Origin of the sequence: Paraglaciecola hydrolytica, assembly GCF_001565895.1 — a bacterium.
Lineage (GTDB): Bacteria > Pseudomonadota > Gammaproteobacteria > Enterobacterales > Alteromonadaceae > Paraglaciecola > Paraglaciecola hydrolytica.
On sequence record NZ_LSNE01000005.1, the window covers coordinates 759,241 to 781,568 of the forward strand.

Below are 22,328 nucleotides of genomic sequence, written 5' to 3' on the forward strand. Positions count from 1 at the left end.
TGTTAAAATGCACCGTTATACATCAGTTTGATTTGCTTATCGGCCAATCCACGCTCAAACCAGCTCCCCATGTTGTCTGTGGCCTGCCACTTTTGACTGGAGACAGTAAGCTCCCAGTAGTGTTCTGCTTGCAATGCTTGCATACGTGAGGAGAGCAACCACTCGGTATTTTTAGGTAAATCAAATACCAGTCCTTGGGTTGTTTTAAAAGCGACTTGGGATTGAGTGACCAAACCAAGGCCAAAACTCAAACGCTCTGACACCTGAAAACGTGGTACTAGTGACCATTCATACATTGATACTTGTTGACTAAAAACACCCCACTGTAATTTTCCTTTGGCATAACCTAGGCTGGTATCTACCGAAAAGCGTTCCGACAAAGGTTGAGTAAGGCGCATTTGGTATTCACGGTGTTTGCAACCCTGAAATCCCATACCTGCAGAATCAAAATCCAGCAGGGTTTCTTTGGGCAGCGATTCAACAAGCCACTCGACAGTGTGTTTTAGAAGTGCATTTTCAGCCAAACAATTGAATGAAAAAACTGCACATAACAGTAAAAGCAGATTTTTCATATTGCTGACCTCAGTTGATAACTAGAGGTCAGTGTAACTAAGCTAGGGTGATAGTGGGGTATAGGGCTCTACAAATAGGTATCCTATAAAATACCTAAGAGCCCATATGATGTGCTAATAAACGTTTAAATCTTACCGCGTATATGTTGTTTAACTTGCTGCTGATAAAACCCATCTAGTTGTTGATGAGTCACCTCAGATAAACTGGGCTTAGCGCTAGCCAGACAATTAGCCACGACTTGCTGGGGCTTACTGGCCCCTGCAATCACACTACTCACTTGTGGATGATCGAGTATCCAACGTAGAGCAAACTCTGCCATATTGAAGCCAGCAGGCACCCACTGGCGTAAGCCATCCACTAACTCAATGCCTGTATTCATAGGTATACCTGAAAAAGTTTCACCCACGCTAAAAGCTTGGCCATCACGATTGTAATTACGGTGATCCGATTCAGCAAATTGTTGCTGAGCACTGAACTTGCCTGACAATAAGCCACTGGCTAAAGGCAATCTGACAATGATCCCCACGTCGTTCGACGCGGCTTTGGGTAACAACTCTTGTATGGCATCCTGCCGGAAAACATTAAAAATGATCTGCAAAGTGGCCAGTTCACTGTCTTTTAAACAACTCAGTCCCTCTTCGATGGTTTCGACACTGGCACCATAATGCTCAATCAAACCTTCGTGTTTAAAATCTTGCAACCAACTGAAGATCTCTCCATCAACTAACATCTGTGGTGGAATGCAATGCAATTGGATCAGATCGATACACTCAACACCAAGACGTCTGGCACTGGCCTGAATATCACTTTTAACTTGTTGCTTAGTGAATTTATCTGGAAACAAACGTCCAGAACGCCCTACTTTAGTGGCAACTTTGATATCTTGCTGCTGGTGGTGTTTATGCCACTCAGCAATCAGTGATTCGCTACGACCATCACCGTATACGTCCGCAGTATCCCAAAAGTTGATGCCATGTTCGTAAGCATGATTCAGTATTTGTCCGGCTTGTTGTTCATCTAAAGGGCCAAAATCACCCCCCAATTGCCAACAGCCCAAACCAATTTCAGAAACCTCAAATCCAGTTTTTCCTAAACGACGTTTTTTCACTACTTTTAACTCCTCGCAACTTAAACAACACCCACAAGCCATTAATCTAACAGTTTGTTGGTTTGAACGTGCTTTACTTGTACTTTTAATCGACTCATTTACTATGTTGCACTGCTAAAGTTGATACAAGTTTTAGCTGGCAGAAATATAAAAACATAAAAATATGATGGGAAATATATGAAAAGAATATTAGTAACCTTATTGAGCACCTCGATAATGTTTGGCTTGTCAGGTTGCACTCAACCAGATAACAAACAAACAGAACAAAATAGCGAAGTTGCTGCTGTTAGTGAAAGCTTAAACAACAATCCTCTATTGGCTGAGTATTCAGGTCCTTACGGTGGTGTGCCCGCGTTTGATCAGATGAAACTAACTGATCTAAAACCAGCCCTTGAACAAGCTATGCAACTTAATTTGGCTGAAATCGACGTTATAGTAGCAAATTCTGAACCCGCTACGTTTACCAATACCATAGTCGCACTGGAAAAAGCAGGCAGTGATTTGAGTCGGGTATATACCTACTGGGGAATTTGGGGCTCTAATATGAATAGCCCTGAATTCAGAGCCATTCAGAAAGAAATGGCACCTGTACTTTCAGCCTTTAATTCTAAAATCACCGGTAACGAACAACTTTTTGCCCGAGTTAAAGCCGTCTACGAAAGTGACGAGTTAAGCACTTTGAGTGCTGAAGAACAGCGTATTACTTGGTTAACTTATAATAGCTTTGCCAGTAATGGCGCTACGCTCGAAGGTGATGCCAAAGCCCGTTATGCAGCTATCAACCAAGAACTAGCCGGATTACATACCCAATTTGCTAATAATGTATTAGCCGATGAAGAGAAATATGTACTGTTTTTGACTAAGGACCAACTCTCTGGTCTACCAGAATCCATTGTTTCGGCAGCGGCGGCAGCGGCGAAAAGTCGTGGAAAGGAAGGACAGTATGCCATCACTAATTCACGCTCTTCGATGGACCCTTTTATAACCTATTCAGATGAACGCGATCTACGTGAAAAAGTCTGGAGCACCTATTATAGCCGTGGTAATAATGGCGATGAAGCTGACAATAATGCGCTGATCAAACACATTTTGACCCTACGTGATGAACGTGTCGCTTTATTAGGTTATGACAACTATGCCCAGTGGCGTTTGAAAGATCGTATGGCGCAAAATCCTGAAAACGCCATGGAACTCATGCAAAAAGTTTGGCCAGCCGCCATCGCTCGTGTGCATGAAGAAGTCGCTGATATGCAAGCCATTGCCGACGCTGAAAAAGCTAATATCAAGATCGCCCCTTGGGATTATCGTTATTACGCTGAAAAAGTGCGTAAAGCTAAATATGCCTTGGACTCAGACGAAGTAAAACAATATCTACAACTCGACAAACTACGCGAAGCGATGTTTTATGTTGCTGGCCGTTTGTTTAACTTTAAATTTACCCCCGTGCCTGAAGGCTCAGTACCGGTTTTTCAAGCAGACGTAAAAGTATGGGAAGTTAACGACCTGACTACGGGTGAGCATATAGGTTTATGGTATTTAGACCCTTATGGTCGCCCCGGCAAACGTTCTGGAGCATGGGCAACCACCTATCGCAGTCATACTACTTTTGATGGTAAAAAAACCGTGCTGGCCTCAAATAATTCAAACTTTGTTAAAGGCGCAGAAGGCGAACCTAGTTTGATTTCGTGGGACGATGCTGAGACTTACTTCCATGAATTTGGCCATGCTCTGCACTTTTTATCTGCAACAGTAAAATACCCTACATCTCATTCTGGTGTGCGTGATTACACTGAGTTTCAGTCTCAGTTGTTAGAGCGCTGGTTAACCACCGACGAAGTAATCAATAACTATCTGGTACATTACAAAACCGGCGAGCCGATCCCGGCTGAATTAGTGGCTAAAATTAACAAAGCGGCGACGTTTAATGAGGGATTCAAAACGACCGAATATCTAGCCTCGGCGATGATGGACTTGCTATACCATACTACCGACCCAAGCTTGATTGAACCGCAAAAGTTCGAACAAGAACAGTTAGCCGCTCTAGGCATGCCAACAGAGATGGTGATGCGTCATCGCAGTACTCAATTTGGTCATGTCTTTTCAGGCGAAGGTTATTCAGCTGGGTATTATGGTTATATGTGGGCCGAAGTACTCACCTCTGATGCGGCCGAAGCCTTTGCGCAAGCACCAGGTGGTTTTTACGATAAAGAGATGAGCGAAAAACTGGTTAAATACTTGTTTGAGATCCGTAACGCCATGGATCCAGCTGAAGCTTATCGTTTATTCCGTGGCCGTGACGCTAAAGTCGAAGCCTTAATGCGTGACCGTGGATTTCCAGGCACTCAATAAGACGTATTGAGTAAAGTGTCACTGAGTAAAGGCGCGTAATGTTAGCGCCTTTGCTTTTTCAGTATTCTCTGTACTTTCTGCTTTTACTGCTTTTGCTGCTTTTGCTGCTTTTGCTGCTTTTTATTTAGCTCACACTATTATTTACCAGATACGAAGGCATAATAAGCATCATTTAGCATCGGTTAAGGATAAGTCTTGTATAAAAAACATCTTGGGTTTGCATTTAATATTATTGCCTTAGGACTATTTTTCCCTGGAATATTACTGACCATGTTTAGCTTAAAAATGGACATGGCAGCCAGTATCAGCGGCTCCTCACTCACCTCCACATTGGTCAACAAAGAATTATCCATCATGGCAACGGTACAAGAGTTGTGGAATGATCAGCGTTTATTAGTTGCAGCCTTGATTTTTCTATTTTCGGTCTGTATTCCCTTATTAAAATCCGTGTTGGTGACTTTTTCTTACTTTACAAAAAATCAAAAAACAGAATCTCGCTTATTAAGGTTTGTTGCTAGCATAGGCAAATGGTCAATGGCCGATGTTTTTGTCGTGGCAATATTTCTGGCGATTTTATCCACTAACCATGCCGACACTGCCAGTAATCAGCAATTTAGTATTTTTGGCTTTAAAATAGCGCTGGATATGAGTACTCAAACGTTTTCTGCGGCAGGTGAAGGCTTTTATTATTTTACGGCTTATTGTTTATTGGCCTTAATTGGCAGCCAGTTTTCTCTTTCGTATCTGCGTAGCAAGGAAATAAAAAGTCGGTAAGTCTTTAAATTGCTCACCGCATTACCCTTTTTAGTATTAATGAGGTAATTTACAGCTTGAGAAAAAACTTAGAACTACAACTCAGTTAAGCCATCTACCATGAAAATGGTAAATAATTAAAACAGAAGTAATAAGCACTATGTCGCAATGTGAATTAAGCAAAGCTATAACCAAGCTAATAAAACCGGGACGCCCAAAAAGCATTGAGAAGCGTGACAGCATATTGGCTGCGGCGCAAAAGCTCATCTTAGAGCTCGGCTACTCTGCCACCACTATGGATTTAGTCGCCACCGAAGCCAAGGTATCAAAACAAACTGTTTACTCACATTTTAGTAATAAAGAAACTTTATTCACGGCCATTGTCATTTTAAAATGCCAACAACATCAGATAACGGAACAGCCTCATACTGACAAGCAAGAAATCTTTGAGACCTTATATAAAATTGGTCGGCAAATCGTTAGCTTACTGCAGCAAGCAGATGTCGTCGCCATGTATCGGGTAGTAATAGCCGAAGTAGGCAGCAATCCGCAGGTAGCAAAATTATTTTATGAAGCAGGTCCACAACAAAGCAAACAAATGCTGGCAGATTATTTACTCAGTCAAGCAGAGTTTAAGTTTAGTCGTGAAGATTCCTATGTTTGGGCCATGACCTATTTAAATATGCTTAAAGGTGATTTTCACATGCGCAGTATACTCGGTTTATCCTATGAACTAAGTGATGAACAGCAACAACAATTGGTCAGCAAATCCGTGGCTAACTTTAAAAAATTATTACTCAATTAGCTCAGTTTTTTATACGTGCCGGACAACCAAAGCTGATATTGCTTTACAGCTGGTAACGCATTATTGAAACTAATAACAGGTTAGTACTCAAAAATAATCGACTGATAAATAGCATTTTTGCGGCAACAACTTCAACATCGTGCCGTACAAAGGAATGACACTTAGGGATACCTTTAAATGACAACCAACAGTAAAAAACAGGCTTGGGTACCAGAAAGTAAATTTGGCAACTGGTTTTTAAATACCGATACGTGGATAGTGCATGTATTAAGACGGGCTATAGCAGATTTAATTACCTTGCTCCCAGCCGACAAACCACACCAATTTGCAACTATCTTAGATATAGGTACGGGATTTGGGCATTCACTCATTGAATTAGATAAGAATTTTTCACCCACAGAAATTATTAGTTTAGATGTTGATCCCGAGCTATTGGAAAGAGCCGCAGATAATGCCAGTCAGTGTCGAGCTAAAATACGTTTTTTAATAAACAATGCCGCGCAAATAGACCTACCAGACAATTCGGTAGATATGATCTTTTGTCATCAGACCTTCCATCATATTATTGCGCAGGAGTCTGCCATTGCCGAGTTCTATCGAGTACTAAAACCAGGTGGAAGCTTGTTGTTTGCCGAGTCGTGCCGACGTTATATTCATTCTTTTGTTATCAAATTGCTGTTTCGTCACCCCATGAGCGTGCAAAAAACCGATAATGAATATTTGGAATTGATCAAATCAGTCGGCTTTGAAGTGAATGAAAAACAAATTTCACGGCCTTTTCTGTGGTGGTCACGTGAAGACTTAGGTTTGTGGGAAACATTGACCGGACGGGTAGAAAACCCGCACACCAGAGAAGAAACCTTGATCAATGCGGTAGTCTACAAACCTACCAGCAATTAATCATGTCAGACATTCAAATTAGTGAGCTCAATTTCTACTACCCTAAAGCAGTCGACGCGGCACTGAGTAGCATAAATTTGCATATTCAAAGCGGCCAATGTTTAGGTTTAATTGGCCCCAATGGTTCAGGCAAGTCGACCTTATTATCTATACTATCTGGTTTACTAACGCCCACCACAGGAACGCTGAATTTTACGAAAAATAAAAATCTAAGTCTGATCAAATATATTCAACAACATGTCGCTTTGGTACCGCAAGAATATGCATTTTATCCACAGCTCAGTGTCAGCCAAAATCTACAATATTTTGTCAGTTTATGTGGTATCAAACCCAGTGCACAAAAAATCCAAGTGCCCCTAGTGTTACAACAATGCCAATTAGACAAGGTTAGCCATCAGCTCGCCAATACTCTATCGGGTGGCTACAAAAGGAGGCTCAATCTTGCTATTGGTTTATTAAAAAATCCTTCTATCTTGTACTTAGATGAACCCACTGTCGGTGTTGACCCTAGTTCTCGAGCGGCCATTATTGCTTTATTAAGAGAGTTAAAAAAGCAAGGGAAAACCATCATTTATACTTCACACTTATTAAGTGAAGTGCAGGAAATTTGTGATCAAATAATCATGCTTAATAAAGGTCAAGCCACTCAATTAGAACTAAGTCAAGGGCAAAAAGTGCTAAGTATGGCAGTTGAGCATACTGCTATAAACCTCTGGCAAGACAGGTTTAATGCTTTAGGTCTTGAGTTTAACTTACAAGGCAATAGCTTCGAGTTAACACTTGCTTCTTATAATGCATTATTACCCATATTAGATTTAATTAGACACAGCCCTGAGCCCTTGCACAACCTACACTACGCTGCCACGTCATTGACCCAGCATTACCTAAATCATGTGGAAAAAAATGATCCTACAAAGCATTAAAAAAGAATTTATTCTGGTATTTAGTGATTTGCACAGTGTGGCAGTATTACTGCTTATGCCGATCATTTTTATGTTAATAATGACCTTCGCCATGAGTGAGCGGCAAGCTGATGTGATAGAGAAACTGGCCATTCAAGTCACCAATACTGGTGAGTTAGAACAAGAATTATACAGTAAATATTTAGCAGGCTTTGGTTACCAAGTATCCACTAACAAAGAAGATGCTAGTGCAAAATTAGTGTTGCAACATAACTTTAGCCAAGGCCTTTTCTCTAAGCAATCCAGTAGCCTGGTTGAAGTCGAATTTAGTAGAAAAACCTCGCCAGCCATCAAAGCCATGTTAAACCAACACATTCAATTGGCTTTCGCTCGGGTCAAATTGCATTTGTACCTGCTAGAAAATGGCGATTTGGATGACAGCCTACCCGTGGATAAACAAATAGATGAGATCAATCGCCAAACTGAAACCGCTCACTATATAGCATTAAAACAAGACCAAGACAAACTCCCCATTATGGCCAGCAGCATACCTTCGTGGCTGATATTTGGCGTATATTTTATTGTGTTGCCCATTGCCACTACCCTGCTAAATGAAATTAAAAATGGCACCTTAATCAGACTTAAAACCTTTCCGATTAATTTGAATAACTATTTTTTAGTTAAACTTGGGGCATTTTATGTTTTTAGCCTTGCACAATTTTTTATACTCAACATTGTCGGTTGGCACCTTATTCCGCCTCTATTGAGTTACCCAATCGTCACCATAGCGGAGCCTGCCACCTTAGCCTTGTGCGCTATAGTAATTAGTTTGGCGGCAGTCAGCTTTGCAGCAATTATTGCGACTGTAGTGCAGAGTTTTGAGCAAGCCATAGTATTAGGTGGTGGTATTAACATCATCATGGCCGCCTTGAGTGGTTTTATGGTACCGCTCGATATCATGCCTACCAGCCTACAACACGTGGCGCAATTTTCTCCCATGTATTGGTCAGCAGAATTAGTAAAAGGCGCGGTATTTGGTGGTTTCCAACTGAATCATTTGAAGATGATGACTTATCTGTGTTTATTTATTGTCATCTCTTTGGCAGTTTCAGCACTGTTATTTAGAGTAAGAATTAGGAAGTTGACATGGAATTAGAAGCACTAAAAAATAAACTCAAACAATTGATTGTAGTGGAATGTGATAAAGAGGATGACCTTGAATGGCAAGACATTACCAACGATGAACCTTTGTTTGGCAGCAAGTCTAAAATAGGTCTCGATTCGCTGGACGCCCTACAATTAGCCTTGGTATTAAAAGAGCATTTTGGTATCAAAGTAGAAGGTTCTAAAGAGTCACGTAAGCACTTACACTCTATTAACTCCATAGTGGAACATATCATGTCAGTGCAAAAGTCCTAAACTCTATGGCCGTTTATCTGCACTCTAGTGTATCCCATTCCGCCTGCGGTCAAAGTTGGCAACCAGAGCCTTTGCGCTTTGTCACCAGTCCCAATCAGCACATAGCTTTAGGCAATGGCAATCAGGTGTTATTTTATGCCATGGATAAATTAGCCATTGATGTCACAGAAAAACGCCTATTTAAGGCTCTAAGTGCTTCATTAAAAGCACTCATTCAACAAAGTGGTTTAAGTAGCCAAGAACTCAGTCAAACGGCTTTATTATTAGGCTCTACTTCTTTGGACATTGGTACCTTAACGCCTGACACTGAAAAAGCGATCGGTTTACCTAAAATTGACAGATTAAGCCAATATCTACAGTTAGAAATTGGCTTACATCCACTCCACATGGTGATCAATACGGCATGTACTGCCAGTATCAATGCGGTGATATACGGAAAAAAACTCATTGAGCAGGCGGGTTTTAAGCACGTTATTGTTATCGGCTGTGAATTTTATAATCAGCTCACCTTAGCCGGGTTTGATTCCCTCGATTTACTCAGTCAAAAGCATTTAAAATGTTTTCATCAGCAGCGTGACGGCCTACTCTTGGGTGAAGGAATTGGCGCCCTATTGCTCAGTGAGGAGAAACCCCAGAAATTGCCTTGCTACCGTATTTTGCAAGGACATAGTAGCTGTGATACTTACAGTCTGACCATGACGGCAGAGGACGGCAGCCATATTCAATCGGTATTACACTCAGCCATTAGTCAGTCAGGTCTTAGTACCAGTGATATCGACTTGGTTAAGGTGCATGGCACAGCAACCTACAATAATGACATAGCTGAATACCATGCTTTACAGCGTTGTTTTACCACCCCAGCACCTATCTTTGCCTTGAAACCATACATCGGTCATACCCTTGGTGCGTGTGGCGCTATAGAAATGGCGCTAATGGATCGGTTGCTCCAGCAAGATTACTTGCCAGTGCCTGAGTATGTAGAACAAGAAAGTGAACTTATAATGCTGGCTTTTGCGCCTAAAACTAAACCGCTACGCGACTATAAAAATGTACTTATTAATCATTGTGGATTTGGTGGCAACAATGCGGCCATCGTATTAGAGACTCAGCAGCCATGAAATTAAGCCTCTTGCAATATGCCCAATATAGTCACCCACGCGCCATTGAAAATAAGGTTTTGCGCCAGCAAGTGAAACAACGTTTTGGTATCGCAGTAAGGCGTTTAGATAATTTCACCCTTTGTGCCTTAGGCGCGGTGGCACAAATCAGAGAGCATTTAAGTCCCTTTGATAAGCTGTCGCTGATCAGCTGTGCCAGTTACTTTTCTATAGAGTTGGTGCAACAATTATTAGTAGATTTACAGCAACAACGAGCTATGCGCCCACTGGATTTTGTTGCCACAGTGGGTAATGCCGCCAATTTTTATATTGCTAATGAATTTGCTATTCATGCAGGAAATTTATTTTTGGGTGCCGAGGATGAAAGGGCCTTGCAAAAAAGTATTTTAATGAGCGCACTTGAACTGACTCATGAGCCAAATCACGCGGTGGTCTTAGTCCTCTGGCAAGAAAATGAAGATGAGCGCAGCTGCCATGTTTTGTTACTCGGCCCTACATCTGCAGACGACAATACTAGGCAGGTGCTACACGAATTACCCTTGCTTGAAGACATTGCCCTTTTGTCATTACCCACAGATCTTGAGTTGAATGCGTTAACCCTTAATTCATAATCTTACTTGCGTTTTCGTTGTTGCTTTTTTTGCCGCAATCTAATGTTATGTTGATTGTCATCAGCACCAAGCTCGAAACAAACCTCAGCGGGCGATGGCTCCCCGAAAGCTAAACTTGGGTTATTAGCAAAACCAACGGGTTCAAGGGGAAAACCAAGGGATGAACGATCCAATTGCTGATTTTGGTTAAGATCAAGGAATACCCGAATACACATTAAACCGCTATCCAATTGTCCAATAGACAATTCAAGGGCCTCGTCATTTTCACTCATAACATGTTGCAGTTTACTTATATCCCGCATGTCATCCCAACTCAGTTGGGGGTTTTGCAAATCCGCAAAATCAAATAATGCCACATACAAGATACCTGCTGTTTTATCACTATTTTGTATCGTCAAGGTCAATTGTGCAGCACTCAAATTACTAAGCTTTAAAAACAACAAAATACTCAAAAAAAGCCTTATATTGAGCGCAGTTAGGAAGTTAATAGTCATCGTTCTTAGGGTTCACAATCCATTAGTAGCCTGTATACTATCGATGAAAACTTTTAGGGACAATCTGGTAATCCATTCTATGCGTAAAGTGCTTACAATTAACTATTCTCAAACGGGCCAACTCTCGCGAATTTTGCAATCCATTTGCGCCCCGCTTAGCCAATCCACGCAGATTGAATTGGAAGCAATTAATATAGTTCCAAGCAAACCTTTTCCCTTTCCGTGGCCTTTTTTGCAATTTTTCCGCATTTTTCCGGAAACCGTGGTGATGGAAACGATTGAAATAGAAGATGTAAAAACGAAATACCAAAATTATGACCTGATTATTTTATCATACCAAGTTTGGTATCTTTCTCCCTCTTTGCCTATAGCTTCATTTTTACAATCTGAGCAAGCCAAAGAAATATTTGCAAATACACCTGTGGTAACCGTCCTCGGTTGTCGTGGCATGTGGTTAATGGCCCAAGAGAAAGTCAAAAACATGTTGCAACAGCTTAAGGCCCCTTTATTAGACAATGTAGTATTAAGTGATGATTGTGGTGCATTTTTCAGTTTTTTAGCCACTCCCTTATGGATGTTAACGGGAAAAAAACAACCTGTATCCTGGATCCCTCCTGCTGGTGTGGGCGAACAAGATATTTTGAATGCTCATCGTTTTGGTGATGCCATCAAACTTCGCTTAGAACAAGATGAGACGCCTCTAACCCAGAGTATGTTACAAGGTTTAGGCGCAGTGAAAATCAATGAAAAACTCATTGCCAGTGAAAAAGTGGCAAGTCATAGTTTTAAAATTTGGTCAAAAATATTACGTAAAATAGGTCCGCAGCAAAGCAAACGCCGCGCTCTGGGTTTAATGGTTTATGTCACTTTTTTAATTATCCTGATATTAACAGTAGTCCCTATCAGTGCCTTACTTAAAAAACTGATTTCCCCCTTTACTAAAGATAAAATTAAGCAACAAAAGCAATACTTTGCAGAGCCGTCAGGAGAGTAATTAAAATAATGGAAAATCGGGTTTATATTAATAATCTGTCGGTCGCATTACCCAATAGCGCAGTCAGCAACAGTGAAATGGAAGAGTTACTAGGCAAAGTTGGCGATAAAAAATCTCGCGCGCGTGCCGTCATCCTCAGAAGCAACGGTATTAAACAACGTTATTACGCCATTGATCCCACGACTGGTGAACAAAATTATACTAATGCAGCATTGGCGGCAGTAGCTGTGCGCGGTTTATTTAAGGATCAAAACGACTTAGCTTCCATTGATTGTTTGGTAGCCTCATCGTCCATTCCCGATCAAGTATTACCTAATCATGCTTCCATGGTACATGGCGAACTTAAAAATCTGCCCTGTGAAGTCGTATCCACTGCAGGAGTATGCCTATGTGGGGTGACTGCATTAAAATATGGCTATCTAAATATAAAAGCAGGTGAAAGCCAAAAGAGTGTGGTAGTTGCCAGCGAAATAGCCTCCGCCATGATGCACGCGCGTAATTTTACGGGTGAGCGCCAGCATAAAGTTGATTTATTAGAAGAGCATCCAGAAGTCGCCTTTGAAAAAGATTTTTTGCGCTGGATGTTATCCGATGGTGCAGGTGCGGCGTTATTAAGCAATCAGCCAAATACAGCAGGTATTTCATTGCGTATTGATTGGATAGACAGCTTTTCTTTTGCCAATGAGTTAGAGGCTTGCATGTATGCCGGAGGCGAAAAAGTTGATGGTAGCTTAACAAGTTGGACGGCCTATTCACCGCAAGAAAGAGATCAACAATCCATCATGGCAGTCAAACAAGACGTACGTTTGTTAAATGACAACATCGTCAGAATCACTGTAGAAGAAACCTTAAAACGCATTATTGCCAAACGCCAGTTAGATAAAGCTGACGTGGATTATTTTGTACCCCATTATTCATCGGCTTACTTTCGCGAAAAGGTTTACCAAAGTTTAGTTAACATCGACTTTGAAATTCCTTTTGAAAAGTGGTTTACCAATTTAACTGAAAAAGGCAATACGGGCTCAGCCTCAATCTTTATTATGTTAGAAGAATTGTTCCATTCATCTAAGTTGCGAGTGGGCAATCGCCTACTCTGTTATATCCCAGAAAGTGGCCGTTTCTCCAGTGCCTTTATGCAATTAACGGTAGTGTAAATGAAAACCGAGCAGGTGCCACAAGATCACAGTCCGAGCTATAGTGGCCACAAAAAACTACTGTATGCCGTGGATGAAAGTGGTCATTACACTGAAGTAACCTCAAGTGGCTGGGAAGTTGAAAATTTTGCCACGCAAATGGCGGTTGAGGATCTACACCAACAATGCCTCGAGGCACACGCACAGGTAAAGGCCGGTCTATCTTCGCCTTTGGCTTATCACATGTACAAACATCGCTTAGATGTCACGTCTTTAGCTCAGGCCAGCGGTTTTTTTAAGTGGCAAATTCGCCGCCATTTAAAACCCGCGGTGTTTCGTCGTTTAAAACCACGTAAATTAAACATCTATTGCGCGGTTTTTTCTATTTCAGTTGCACAATTAACAAATATTCCAGAGCTTTAATGAGTGAAATAATTAATCATCTAGTACACCACCAATCTTCTCATTGTGAATCGGGTGTCGTCTCCAATATGCTCAGTAGCAGAGGCTTTGCCATGTCCGAGCCCATGGCCTTCGGCCTAGCATCGGCCCTTACGTTTGCTTATTTGCCTTTTATTAAATTAGGTGGCTTACCGCTAATCGCCTATCGTATGCCCCCCAAAACCATCATCAAAACGGTAGCCAAAAAACTTAATATTGAACTTAAAACACAAAAATTTTCTAATCCAGAAAAAGGCATGCAAGCTTTAGATGAAGCCTTAGCACAAGGCCATATTGTGGGTCTGCAAACCTCAGTATATTGGTTACCTTATTTTCCTGAAGACATGCGTTTTCATTTCAACGCGCATAATCTCACTGTGTATGGCAAAAATACTCAGGGCGACTATCTGATCAGCGATCCTGTATTTGAAGATGTGGTCACTTGTTCAGCACAAAGTCTGCAACGTGCCAGATTTGCCAAAGGAGCATTAGCGCCCAAAGGGCTGATGTACATCCTAGGCGAAATACCACAGAACATTGATTTGCGCCCACTGATCTATAAGAGTATTAAAAAAACCGCCAAAATGATGAATGGCTTGCCTATACCTGGCATTCCCTTTTTTGGGGTTAAGGGTATCTATTATCTGGCCAAACAGATCCGTGAATTAGACAAAAAGCCTAGCAAATATGCCCGTTTGTACCTCGGCCATATTGTTCGTATGCAAGAAGAGATTGGCACCGGTGGCGCAGGTTTTAGATTTATGTTTGCCAGCTTTTTAGATGAAGCGTCTAAGTTGCTTGATGATCAGCAGTTGTTTGAAGTCGCCCAGTTTACTACTGACATTGGCGATCAATGGCGTACCTTTGCCATTCAAGCAGTATTATTTTGTAAGGATAGAAAATCTATTTCACTTAACCATATAAGTGAGGTATTAATAAAATGTGCTGAAATGGAAAAACAGTTGCAGAATAAATTGTTATCCCTTAAGGCATTGGCATGATGCCATCAGGCGTTTTGACCTAAAACACGTTTATTTTTTGCTTTGCTAAAATCAGCGAGATAAACAACCTTAACTAAACTTTAAAAAGGACTAAAAAATGAAGTTACCATTTCAATCAATGTTGTTGCGCACCCTTACCTTAGCGGTTGGCACTCTGGCAACAAGCTATTCTTTAGTGGCGACAGCCGAACAAAGTACTGGATTCAAAGAAGGCTCAACCATGGTTGCATTAGTCAACTTACACCCCGACATGAAACGCAAAGTACTGTACGCCATGAATTATCAATTGCCTGACCTTTTGCCCATGTGTGCAGAAGTAAAAATCGATGACATTGGCTCAAAAGAAATCGAGTTTATCTACAATGGTGTTACTTACAGTTATGTCTGGGATAAACATACCAAAGGTGCTGGTCAATCTTTAGAAGAAAACTTCAAACAGTACTTTGGTGATAAATGTGATCAAGCAAAAGTAAACTCACTGAGCAAAGAAGATCAAGACGGGATAAAAAGTGGGATACCTAGAGTCGGTATGACCAAAGAAGGGATTATGTTTGCTATGGGTCGCCCCCCTATCCACGCTAATCCATCTTTAGACACCAGCACTTGGATGTACTGGGCTAACAAGTGGGGCCGCAAAGCCATTGATTTTGATGACAAAGGCATTGTGAAAGCAATCCGTTAATCGCCACCTCGATTTGTACCAATAAGACCAAGCAGATGTTCGTCTGCTTGGTTTTTAAAAAAGTGATGTTGTATTAGAACTGACTTACCAACGCTTAAAAATCAACGAGGTATTAATACCACCAAAGGCAAAGTTATTCGACATAACATAACTGGTGTCGATATGAGCCCCATCACCAACGATATAATCCAATTCACCGCATAATGGATCAACGTTCTCGAGCTGTATCGTGGGAGCAAACCAATTGCGATTCATCATTTCAATGCTGGCCCAGGCTTCAATCGCACCACAAGCCCCAAGAGAATGGCCAAGATAACTTTTTAGGCTACTGATTGGTTTGTTTTTACCTAAGATCTGCTGAGTGGCTGTCGTCTCTGCGATATCACCCTTGTCGGTAGCAGTACCGTGAGCGTTAACATAACCTATCTCACTGGCAGGTAAATTAGCATCATCTAAGGCAAGCTGCATGGCGACTGCCATGGTTTCGTTGTGAGGCTGAGTAACGTGTAAACCGTCGGAGTTAGTCCCAAAACCAACAATCTCAGCCAAAATAGTCGCCCCTCTGGCAACGGCATGTTCATACTCTTCCAGTATTAGGGTGCCCGCGCCTTCGCCGATCACCAAACCATCACGCTCGACATCAAATGGACGGGGGGTTAATTGAGGTGTGTTATTTTTTGTAGAGGTCGCATATAAAATATCAAATACCGCTACAGCCGAAACACACAATTCTTCGGCTCCACCAGCAATCATGACTTTTTGCTTGCCATATTTAATGGCTTCATAAGCGTAGCCAATACCTTGTGAGCTTGAAGTACAGGCAGAACTGGTGGTATGTATGCGGCCTTTAATACCAAAAAACACGCCAATATTAACCGCCGTGGTATGTCCCATCATTTGTATATAACTGGTGGCCGTGATGCCAGACATGTCTTGATGTTTTAATAAGTCACCAAAAGCCACAATGGGAGGAGTGGAGCCAATGGACGAGCCATAAGCCACACCAGTATCACCATTAGTCAGCACTTCATTACCGAGTAACTGGCTTTGTAGCAAAGCTTGTTCAGTGGCTTTGGTGGCCATTAACGACACTTTACCCATAGAGCGGGTCTCTTTACGACTGTAATGGCTGGGTTTAACAAAATTGGGCACGGGTGCAGCTAACTGAGTATGTAATCCTTTGACATCTAAGTACTGAGGCATATGCACCACAGCATTTTGCTTTTTGCGCAGGTTCAATTCAAACTCAGGCCAAGTGTCACCCAAGGCGCTAACCACTGACATGCCCGTTACTACGACTCGTTTCATTAAGCCATTCCACCGTTAACCGATATAACCTGGCGAGTAATATAGGCAGCATCGTCAGACATTAAAAATGCCACTGTGCCTGCCACTTCATGTACTTGCCCAACACGTTTTAAGGGGATCATTTTGACTATTTCATCAATGGGCAGTTCGTCTGTCATGCCTGTATCAATCAAACCTGGCGCCACACAATTGACCGTAATTTTACGTTTAGCTAACTCTAAGGATAAGGCTTTAGTAGCAGCAATCACCCCACCTTTAGACGCGCTATAATTTACTTGTCCACGGTTGCCGATAACTCCAGAAACCGAGGCCATAGTTACTATTCTGCCACCTTGACGTTTAGACACCATAGGCAGTACGAGTGGATGTAAAACATTATAAAGCCCATCTAAGTTAGTGTGGATCACCGTGTCCCATTCCTCACCTGTCATGGCCGGAAAAGCGGTGTCTCGTGTCACACCAGCGTTACACACTATGCCGTAATAGGCGCCATTTTTTTCAATATCAGCTTCAAATACCTCACGGCACTGCTGGCGATTTGCCACATCACATAACAAATAATAGCTGTTAGCACCTAAGGCCTGAATTTCAGCAACGGTTTGTTGTGCACCCGCCAGATCATTACGACCATGTACAGTGACATCAAAACCATCACGTGCCAAACGCAGAGCAACGGCTTTACCTATCCCTTTACTGGATCCGGTGACTAAGACTCTTTTTTTCATTTTGCGGCTTGCTCCAATAAATACTGTTCGGGATCGTCGGGCTCAAATACATTTATTTTTGCGTCCACTAACAGCTCATCCTGTTGCATTATTCTGCAATCAAAAACACTTAAACCATTGCTTTCTTTGAGCAGTAATTCAACGCTGACAATAAGTTCGGCATCCTGACTAAATTCACTTACACGGGCGCTGTAGTTACGCGCACTAACCAAAAAACCTAAAGACACTACACCGCCCTCTTCCAATTTTAGTACATTGGCGTAAGCGGCAATAGTTTGTGCCATATATTCTAACCCCACGTAAGAGGGCACACTATTACGCTCTAGATTATAAAAATTACTGTGTGGCGCAATACGCACAGCACAAACAGCCGTAGTAGCGGAAAATTCCAGCAAACTATCGAGCAATATCATCGGATGTGCGTGTGGTAGCACATGCTCAATGGGGTAGGTATTCATTATTCTAATCCAACGATTAAACTGACGTTATTGCCACCAAAGGCAAAAGAATTACTTAAACAATAGCGCAACTGTCCTTGCGCTTCAGTGTCTTTTACCCAATTAAGGCTTGGCATAGTAGGGTCTGGCATGTTGTCCCATACTTGGGGAGCCAGTTTTTGCTGTTGCAATACCAAACAACAAAAAGCTATTTCAGTCGCCCCTGCGGCACCCAAAGTATGGCCGATACAACCTTTACTCGAGCTCACAAAGGGCCGATGAGGAAAAAGCTGACTTACCGCTTGCGCTTCCATGGCATCATTTTTAGGGGTGGCCGTGCCGTGTAAATTAATATAATCAATTTGCTCGGCCTTTAATTGTGCTTTGTCTAAGGCTTGTTGCATGGCCTCTATCGCACCACGCCCCGAGGGTTCAGGAGCCGACATATGATGAGCATCACTGGACTCTCCACCAGCATAAAAACGCCACGCTGATTTTTCTCGACTCAGTACAGCCAAAGCCGCGCCTTCACCAATATTGATACCATCGCGATTAATGCTGGATGGTTTGCAAATCCCTGCCGAGGTTGATTCTAAAGCACTAAAACCATTCACCGTCATGGCGCACAGCGAATCAACTCCACCGACGATAGCCGCATCTATTATACCGGCTTCTATCATCTCGGCCGCAGTGATAAAGGATTTAGCGCTAGACGAACAGGCAGTTGAAATCGTCATACTCAAGCCGGGTAAATCAGCAATATGACTAATAAACTCAGCCACATTCGACATTTCTTGCACTCGATAATCATAGTCAACTGGAAATGCCCCATGCTTAAACTTAGCAGACATGGCCTCTTCACCTTGGGCAATACCAGAGGTACTGGTGCCCAAAATAACGCCAATACGTGGCGCACCCAATTTTTGTTTTAAGCTTTCCACCGCTGCGGCTATTTGTTGATAAGCGTGCAAGGCGAGTTGATTGTTGCGGCTGTTAAAATGTGACGGGTAACTGGCTAAAGTGGGCAAGTCTGCCGACACTTGGCTGACATAAACCTTGCCGTCTTTTAACAAATCATCACGTAGCACAAAACCTTGCTGTGAACCGGCAAATAACTGCGAGCTGATACTAGCAAGATCATCACCCAAGGCATTAAGCAGCCCTAAGTCATTAATATATAAAGCTGATTGCTCGGAATATTGGCTCTTGTCACTCATTAAACTAATCCGCACACAGCTTGGTAAGCATGCGAATACCTCGGTGGGCATCTTTCACAAAGGGATTTTTTTCATCCCAGGCATAACCAGCCAATATAGAAGTGATCATGGGTTTAATTTCAGCGCCTTCAGATTGGAAAAAGATCACATTTTGAAAACTGGTGTCATACCAAGAAGTCACAAAGGTTTTAAACACGTTAATGCCTTTTTGCAAAGGTTCAGCATATTCCTTTTGCCAATCTATTTTTTCACCCTTTAATTGGCGAGTCACTAACTCTGCAGCACTGACGGCCGAACGCATAGCAATAGTCACGCCTGAGGAAAAGACCGGATCAAGAAACTCGCCCGCATTACCTAATAAGGCGTAACTTGGACCGTATAAAGATTTCACATTGGCCGAATAACCACCGATCATTCTTGCTGGTTGCAGCACTTCTGCCTCACTGAGCAAAGAGGCCAAATTAGTATCTTGATTGATAAAGGCTCTTAACTGATCTTCTAAACTCTGGGTATCGTTAAAACATTCGGGGCGCGCCACTACCCCCAAGCTGCAAGTGCCGTCGGAAAACGGAATGAGCCAATACCATAGATCTTCAATTTGTGGATGCACAGTGATCAGTATCTTATTACGGTCAAAGGGCGCGTCTTTGGCAATATTGTCTTTGTAATGGGTAAAAATTGCTTTTCTTGGAAACAAATCACTGGGTACTTCCAAGTCTAATAGACGAGGCAATACACGCCCAAAACCACTGGCATCAAGCACAAATTTAGCTTTTAACTCATAGCTAAGTTCAGGGCCGGTGACTGTCAGCGTGGCACTGTCTTCAGTGGTGACCACATTATCTACGCGATGTTGATAACGTATATCGGCACCATATTTAGCCGCTTGGTCGGCCAACACCTTATCAAAGGCGGCACGTTTAACCTGGAAAGTGGTACCTGGGCCCTCACTAAATTTATCTTCGAAATCAAATTCTGAACGAGCCCCGTCACGAAAAAATGCGGCGCCATTTTTAAATTGAAAACCCAGCTTGGTGGCATTTTCATTCACTGCATCGAGCATGCCGGCTTTTTTAACAAATTCCATGCAATGAGGGAGCAAGCTTTCACCAATAGAAAAACGCGGAAAGGTTTCACGCTCCAATACAACGGTATTCCATCCAGCTTGCACTAATATCGATGCAGCAATTGCACCTGAAGGGCCTGCGCCTATGATAACAACGTCACAGACTTCTTGTTTACTCATAGCAATTCCTTATACAAAAAATGGTACACATACCGCGGTTCATGATTACTTTATAAAAAAGGACTCAGCTTATCTAACAAACATTGGGGCGTGGCAAATGACATCTCACCACTTGCAATATCAACAGCCACTTGAATAGTGTGGGCCTTGGTTAACACTTTCCCCGACTCTTTATCACGCACCACGTAGTCAATACGTATGCGAGTTTGATACTCCACTAAGCTTGCTTCAATCACAATCCAATCACTGAGTCTGGCTGAGGCGACATATTTTAAGCGCATGTCAACGATGGGCCACATATAACCCGACTCTTCCATTTGCAGATAGTTGTAATCAAATAGTTTGAGTAATTCACAACGCGCCACTTCAATGTATTTAACATAATTACCATGCCAAACGACTCGCATGGAATCCACATCAAAAAAGGGGACTTCCATTTCTGTAGTGACACTTAACAAGGCTTTATTAAGCATATAAAGTCCATCTTTGTTGTTGAATATAAGCAATGGTTTCGCGTAACAATTTATCAGTGGGTCGATCTTCATCGATCATCTCAAAGAAACTGCCAATGTCATCTAACATGCAGTGGATTTCTGGCGTCAAAGAGCTTTTATCCAATTCACCTTGGGCAATCCTCAACCATATACCTTGTACTGCAGCCAGTAATGTAGCCGCCGCTACCTGTTCGGTAAGTTGCAATACACGTAAACAATCGCGAGCGGCAATAGTACCCATGCTCACTTTATCTTGGTTATGACATTCGGTAGAACGTGAAAATACACTGGCCGGCATGGTCAGTTTTAAGGCTTCTGCTGTCCACGCTGAACAACCAATTTGAATGGCTTTGAAACCATGATTAATAAAACGTCTATCACCTTTTGCTGCACTCAAATTAGACGGCAACCCGTGATTCATCTTCACATCAACCATAGTCGCCATTTGACGATCGGCTAAATCGGCTAGATTAGCTACACAGGTTTTCATTGAATCCATGGCCATGGCAATGTGACCACCATAAAAATGGCCACCATGCAGTACGTGTTCACCAATGCCATCAATAATAGGATTATCGTTGGCACTGTTTAACTCATTCTCTATAAAACTTCTGAGCCACGGCAAACTATCCTGTAATACCCCAATAATGTGTGGCGCGCAGCGAATAGAGTATCGGTCTTGTAAACGCTGAGAATTACGCGGGTGGGTATGATGGTTAAGATCATGTTGGATCCAAGCCGCAATCTGGTTTTGCCCTGGATGGGGCTTAACACTAAACAGAATGTCATCAAAGTGGTTACTATTGCCCTTTAAGGCCAAACTGGCCAAGGCGGTTATTCTTGTCATCAGCTTGGCAAGATATTCTGCTCGGCTATACGCCGTGCAGGCTAGTGCGGTCATCACGGCAGTACCATTCATGATGGCCAAACCTTCTTTAGGCCGCAAAGTAATAGGTACTAGCCCGGCTAAGGCAAAGGCCTCTGCACTTAACATAATGCGATTATCATAATACACATCACGCTCGCCGATGAGAGCACCAGCAATATAAGACAAAGGCGTTAAGTCTCCGCTGGCGCCAACCGAACCTTCTTCGGGGATCACTGGAATGATATTGTTATTGAGCATGGCCACTAATAAATTGAGTAAGTCCCAGCTCACACCAGAATAACCTTGCGACAATGACACCAAACGAGTCACTAAAATGGCCCGCCCCTGTTCGGGCGAAAAGAAGTTACCAAGTCCGCAGCCGTGAAAACGGGTTAAATGAATAGGTAATTCGTGAACTAGATCAAGGGGCACTTCTACGGTGCAGGAATCACCGTAACCTGTTGTTACGCCATAAATATGGCCTTCTTCTTTGAGCAATTGGTCGAGAAAACGCACTCCCTCATCAATTCTCTTGGTAAAAAGTGCGTCCTTAGATAAGGCAACTTTTTCGTCAGATTTGGCAATCCTGACGATATCGTCAATGTTGATTTTTCCAGCGCCAAAACTAATCGCATTTAAGTTTGATCCCATCTAACCGACTCCAATTTTCCAATGTTATTAGGTACACAGTGACCCAATAGTAAATTCTACTTAAACCGTTATATCACGGCTACGTTATGTATATATCGC

24 protein-coding genes are annotated in these 22,328 nt (G+C 42.3%); 14 read left to right on the plus strand and 10 right to left on the minus strand.

Annotated features, from left to right (window positions below; all coding sequences use genetic code 11):
- Positions 1–2 precede the first annotated feature (2 nt).
- Together AX660_RS11330 and AX660_RS11335 are read right to left on the minus strand one after the other, a co-directional pair.
- Complete coding sequence (locus AX660_RS11330) at positions 3–572, minus strand: hypothetical protein (protein ID WP_068376522.1); 570 nt, start codon at positions 570–572, stop codon at positions 3–5.
- Positions 573–697: 125 nt separating this feature from the next.
- Entirely contained in the window at positions 698–1,681 is a 984-nt protein-coding gene (locus AX660_RS11335; RefSeq protein ID WP_068376524.1) for an aldo/keto reductase, read from the minus strand.
- 177 nt (positions 1,682–1,858) lie between these two features.
- Here AX660_RS11335 and AX660_RS11340 point away from each other — a divergent pair, with 177 nt between their 5' ends.
- The 9 genes from AX660_RS11340 (at position 1,859) to AX660_RS11380 (ending at position 10,538) form a co-directional block, all read left to right on the plus strand.
- Positions 1,859–4,030, plus strand: coding sequence for a M3 family metallopeptidase (locus AX660_RS11340; protein ID WP_068376526.1), 2,172 nt, complete (start codon positions 1,859–1,861; stop codon positions 4,028–4,030).
- 195 nt (positions 4,031–4,225) lie between these two features.
- The gene (locus tag AX660_RS11345; RefSeq protein ID WP_068376527.1) at positions 4,226–4,804 is read left to right on the plus strand and encodes a paraquat-inducible protein A; all 579 of its coding nucleotides are present in this window, start codon (positions 4,226–4,228) and stop codon (positions 4,802–4,804) included.
- A 139-nt stretch (positions 4,805–4,943) separates the two neighbouring features.
- The gene (locus AX660_RS11350) at positions 4,944–5,588 is read left to right on the plus strand and encodes a TetR/AcrR family transcriptional regulator (RefSeq protein WP_068376528.1); all 645 of its coding nucleotides are present in this window, start codon (positions 4,944–4,946) and stop codon (positions 5,586–5,588) included.
- 177 nt (positions 5,589–5,765) lie between these two features.
- Positions 5,766–6,488 (plus strand): class I SAM-dependent methyltransferase, encoded by a 723-nt coding sequence (locus tag AX660_RS11355; RefSeq protein WP_068376529.1) that lies wholly within the window; start codon positions 5,766–5,768, stop codon positions 6,486–6,488.
- A 2-nt stretch (positions 6,489–6,490) separates the two neighbouring features.
- Positions 6,491–7,411, plus strand: a complete 921-nt coding sequence (locus tag AX660_RS11360) for an ABC transporter ATP-binding protein (RefSeq protein ID WP_068376531.1) — start codon at positions 6,491–6,493, stop codon at positions 7,409–7,411.
- Positions 7,392–8,546, plus strand: coding sequence for an ABC transporter permease (locus tag AX660_RS11365; protein WP_068376534.1), 1,155 nt, complete (start codon positions 7,392–7,394; stop codon positions 8,544–8,546). The genes AX660_RS11360 and AX660_RS11365 overlap by 20 nt, the downstream gene beginning before the upstream one ends.
- Entirely contained in the window at positions 8,537–8,809 is a 273-nt protein-coding gene (locus AX660_RS11370) for a phosphopantetheine-binding protein (RefSeq protein WP_068376536.1), read from the plus strand. The genes AX660_RS11365 and AX660_RS11370 overlap by 10 nt, the downstream gene beginning before the upstream one ends.
- A 5-nt stretch (positions 8,810–8,814) precedes the next feature.
- Complete coding sequence (locus AX660_RS11375; RefSeq protein WP_068376539.1) at positions 8,815–9,927, plus strand: beta-ketoacyl synthase N-terminal-like domain-containing protein; 1,113 nt, start codon at positions 8,815–8,817, stop codon at positions 9,925–9,927.
- Entirely contained in the window at positions 9,924–10,538 is a 615-nt protein-coding gene (locus tag AX660_RS11380; RefSeq protein WP_068376542.1) for a hypothetical protein, read from the plus strand. Before AX660_RS11375 ends, AX660_RS11380 begins: the two co-directional genes overlap by 4 nt.
- Positions 10,539–10,540: 2 nt before the next feature.
- On the opposite strand, the gene AX660_RS11385 is transcribed toward AX660_RS11380, so the two are convergent.
- A complete protein-coding gene (locus tag AX660_RS11385) occupies positions 10,541–10,990 on the minus strand; it encodes a DUF2141 domain-containing protein (protein ID WP_068376545.1) in 450 nt (149 codons plus the stop codon).
- 121 nt (positions 10,991–11,111) lie between these two features.
- Between AX660_RS11385 and AX660_RS11390 the strand changes: the two genes are divergently transcribed.
- From AX660_RS11390 to AX660_RS11410, 5 genes are all read left to right on the plus strand, one after another.
- Entirely contained in the window at positions 11,112–12,026 is a 915-nt protein-coding gene (locus AX660_RS11390; RefSeq protein WP_068376548.1) for a hypothetical protein, read from the plus strand.
- An 8-nt stretch (positions 12,027–12,034) separates the two neighbouring features.
- Positions 12,035–13,180, plus strand: a complete 1,146-nt coding sequence (locus AX660_RS11395; RefSeq protein ID WP_068376551.1) for a beta-ketoacyl-ACP synthase III — start codon at positions 12,035–12,037, stop codon at positions 13,178–13,180.
- Positions 13,181–13,582 carry a hypothetical protein gene (locus tag AX660_RS11400; RefSeq protein ID WP_068376554.1) on the plus strand — a complete coding sequence of 134 codons (402 nt, stop codon included), beginning with the start codon at positions 13,181–13,183 and terminating at the stop codon, positions 13,580–13,582. It abuts the gene before it with no gap.
- Positions 13,582–14,601: a BtrH N-terminal domain-containing protein gene (locus AX660_RS11405; protein ID WP_068376557.1), complete on the plus strand. Its 1,020-nt coding sequence runs from the start codon at positions 13,582–13,584 to the stop codon at positions 14,599–14,601. Before AX660_RS11400 ends, AX660_RS11405 begins: the two co-directional genes overlap by 1 nt.
- Before the next feature lie 97 nt (positions 14,602–14,698).
- Positions 14,699–15,283, plus strand: a complete 585-nt coding sequence (locus AX660_RS11410) for a hypothetical protein (RefSeq protein ID WP_068376558.1) — start codon at positions 14,699–14,701, stop codon at positions 15,281–15,283.
- A gap of 84 nt (positions 15,284–15,367) precedes the next feature.
- On the opposite strand, the gene AX660_RS11415 is transcribed toward AX660_RS11410, so the two are convergent.
- Genes AX660_RS11415 through AX660_RS11445 form a run of 7 tightly spaced genes read right to left on the minus strand, consistent with a single transcriptional unit; the run spans position 15,368 to position 22,229 of the window.
- The gene (locus tag AX660_RS11415; protein ID WP_068376560.1) at positions 15,368–16,591 is read right to left on the minus strand and encodes a beta-ketoacyl-ACP synthase; all 1,224 of its coding nucleotides are present in this window, start codon (positions 16,589–16,591) and stop codon (positions 15,368–15,370) included.
- Positions 16,591–17,316, minus strand: a complete 726-nt coding sequence (locus tag AX660_RS11420) for a 3-ketoacyl-ACP reductase FabG2 (RefSeq protein ID WP_068376562.1) — start codon at positions 17,314–17,316, stop codon at positions 16,591–16,593. The genes AX660_RS11415 and AX660_RS11420 overlap by 1 nt, the downstream gene beginning before the upstream one ends.
- The gene (locus AX660_RS11425) at positions 17,313–17,774 is read right to left on the minus strand and encodes an ApeP family dehydratase (protein WP_068376565.1); all 462 of its coding nucleotides are present in this window, start codon (positions 17,772–17,774) and stop codon (positions 17,313–17,315) included. The genes AX660_RS11420 and AX660_RS11425 overlap by 4 nt, the downstream gene beginning before the upstream one ends.
- Positions 17,774–18,970: a beta-ketoacyl-[acyl-carrier-protein] synthase family protein gene (locus tag AX660_RS11430; RefSeq protein WP_068376568.1), complete on the minus strand. Its 1,197-nt coding sequence runs from the start codon at positions 18,968–18,970 to the stop codon at positions 17,774–17,776. The genes AX660_RS11425 and AX660_RS11430 overlap by 1 nt, the downstream gene beginning before the upstream one ends.
- Positions 18,971–18,974: 4 nt before the next feature.
- Positions 18,975–20,216: an NAD(P)/FAD-dependent oxidoreductase gene (locus AX660_RS11435; protein WP_068376571.1), complete on the minus strand. Its 1,242-nt coding sequence runs from the start codon at positions 20,214–20,216 to the stop codon at positions 18,975–18,977.
- Between the two features lie 50 nt (positions 20,217–20,266).
- Positions 20,267–20,689: an acyl-CoA thioesterase gene (locus AX660_RS11440; protein ID WP_068376574.1), complete on the minus strand. Its 423-nt coding sequence runs from the start codon at positions 20,687–20,689 to the stop codon at positions 20,267–20,269.
- On the minus strand, positions 20,682–22,229 hold the full coding sequence (locus AX660_RS11445; RefSeq protein ID WP_068376577.1) for an HAL/PAL/TAL family ammonia-lyase: 1,548 nt from the start codon (positions 22,227–22,229) through the stop codon (positions 20,682–20,684). Before AX660_RS11445 ends, AX660_RS11440 begins: the two co-directional genes overlap by 8 nt.
- Positions 22,230–22,328: the final 99 nt, after the last annotated feature.

Excerpts from the sequence above, each read along its gene's own strand:
- AX660_RS11400 (WP_068376554.1), top strand. The coding sequence starts at position 13,181 with ATGAAAACCGAGCAGGTGCCACAAGATCACAGTCCGAGCTATAGTGGC.
- AX660_RS11375 (WP_068376539.1), top strand. The coding sequence starts at position 8,815 with ATGGCCGTTTATCTGCACTCTAGTGTATCCCATTCCGCCTGCGGTCAA.
- AX660_RS11440 (WP_068376574.1), bottom strand. The coding sequence starts at position 20,689 with ATGCTTAATAAAGCCTTGTTAAGTGTCACTACAGAAATGGAAGTCCCC.
- AX660_RS11435 (WP_068376571.1), bottom strand. The coding sequence starts at position 20,216 with ATGAGTAAACAAGAAGTCTGTGACGTTGTTATCATAGGCGCAGGCCCT.
- AX660_RS11405 (WP_068376557.1), top strand. The coding sequence starts at position 13,582 with ATGAGTGAAATAATTAATCATCTAGTACACCACCAATCTTCTCATTGT.
- AX660_RS11415 (WP_068376560.1), bottom strand. The coding sequence starts at position 16,591 with ATGAAACGAGTCGTAGTAACGGGCATGTCAGTGGTTAGCGCCTTGGGT.
- AX660_RS11330 (WP_068376522.1), bottom strand. The coding sequence starts at position 572 with ATGAAAAATCTGCTTTTACTGTTATGTGCAGTTTTTTCATTCAATTGT.
- AX660_RS11355 (WP_068376529.1), top strand. The coding sequence starts at position 5,766 with ATGACAACCAACAGTAAAAAACAGGCTTGGGTACCAGAAAGTAAATTT.
- AX660_RS11425 (WP_068376565.1), bottom strand. The coding sequence starts at position 17,774 with ATGAATACCTACCCCATTGAGCATGTGCTACCACACGCACATCCGATG.
- AX660_RS11410 (WP_068376558.1), top strand. The coding sequence starts at position 14,699 with ATGAAGTTACCATTTCAATCAATGTTGTTGCGCACCCTTACCTTAGCG.
- AX660_RS11370 (WP_068376536.1), top strand. The coding sequence starts at position 8,537 with ATGGAATTAGAAGCACTAAAAAATAAACTCAAACAATTGATTGTAGTG.
- AX660_RS11430 (WP_068376568.1), bottom strand. The coding sequence starts at position 18,970 with ATGAGTGACAAGAGCCAATATTCCGAGCAATCAGCTTTATATATTAAT.
- AX660_RS11395 (WP_068376551.1), top strand. The coding sequence starts at position 12,035 with ATGGAAAATCGGGTTTATATTAATAATCTGTCGGTCGCATTACCCAAT.
- AX660_RS11340 (WP_068376526.1), top strand. The coding sequence starts at position 1,859 with ATGAAAAGAATATTAGTAACCTTATTGAGCACCTCGATAATGTTTGGC.
- AX660_RS11445 (WP_068376577.1), bottom strand. The coding sequence starts at position 22,229 with ATGGGATCAAACTTAAATGCGATTAGTTTTGGCGCTGGAAAAATCAAC.
- AX660_RS11420 (WP_068376562.1), bottom strand. The coding sequence starts at position 17,316 with ATGAAAAAAAGAGTCTTAGTCACCGGATCCAGTAAAGGGATAGGTAAA.
- AX660_RS11380 (WP_068376542.1), top strand. The coding sequence starts at position 9,924 with ATGAAATTAAGCCTCTTGCAATATGCCCAATATAGTCACCCACGCGCC.
- AX660_RS11360 (WP_068376531.1), top strand. The coding sequence starts at position 6,491 with ATGTCAGACATTCAAATTAGTGAGCTCAATTTCTACTACCCTAAAGCA.
- AX660_RS11365 (WP_068376534.1), top strand. The coding sequence starts at position 7,392 with ATGATCCTACAAAGCATTAAAAAAGAATTTATTCTGGTATTTAGTGAT.
- AX660_RS11350 (WP_068376528.1), top strand. The coding sequence starts at position 4,944 with ATGTCGCAATGTGAATTAAGCAAAGCTATAACCAAGCTAATAAAACCG.
- AX660_RS11390 (WP_068376548.1), top strand. The coding sequence starts at position 11,112 with ATGCGTAAAGTGCTTACAATTAACTATTCTCAAACGGGCCAACTCTCG.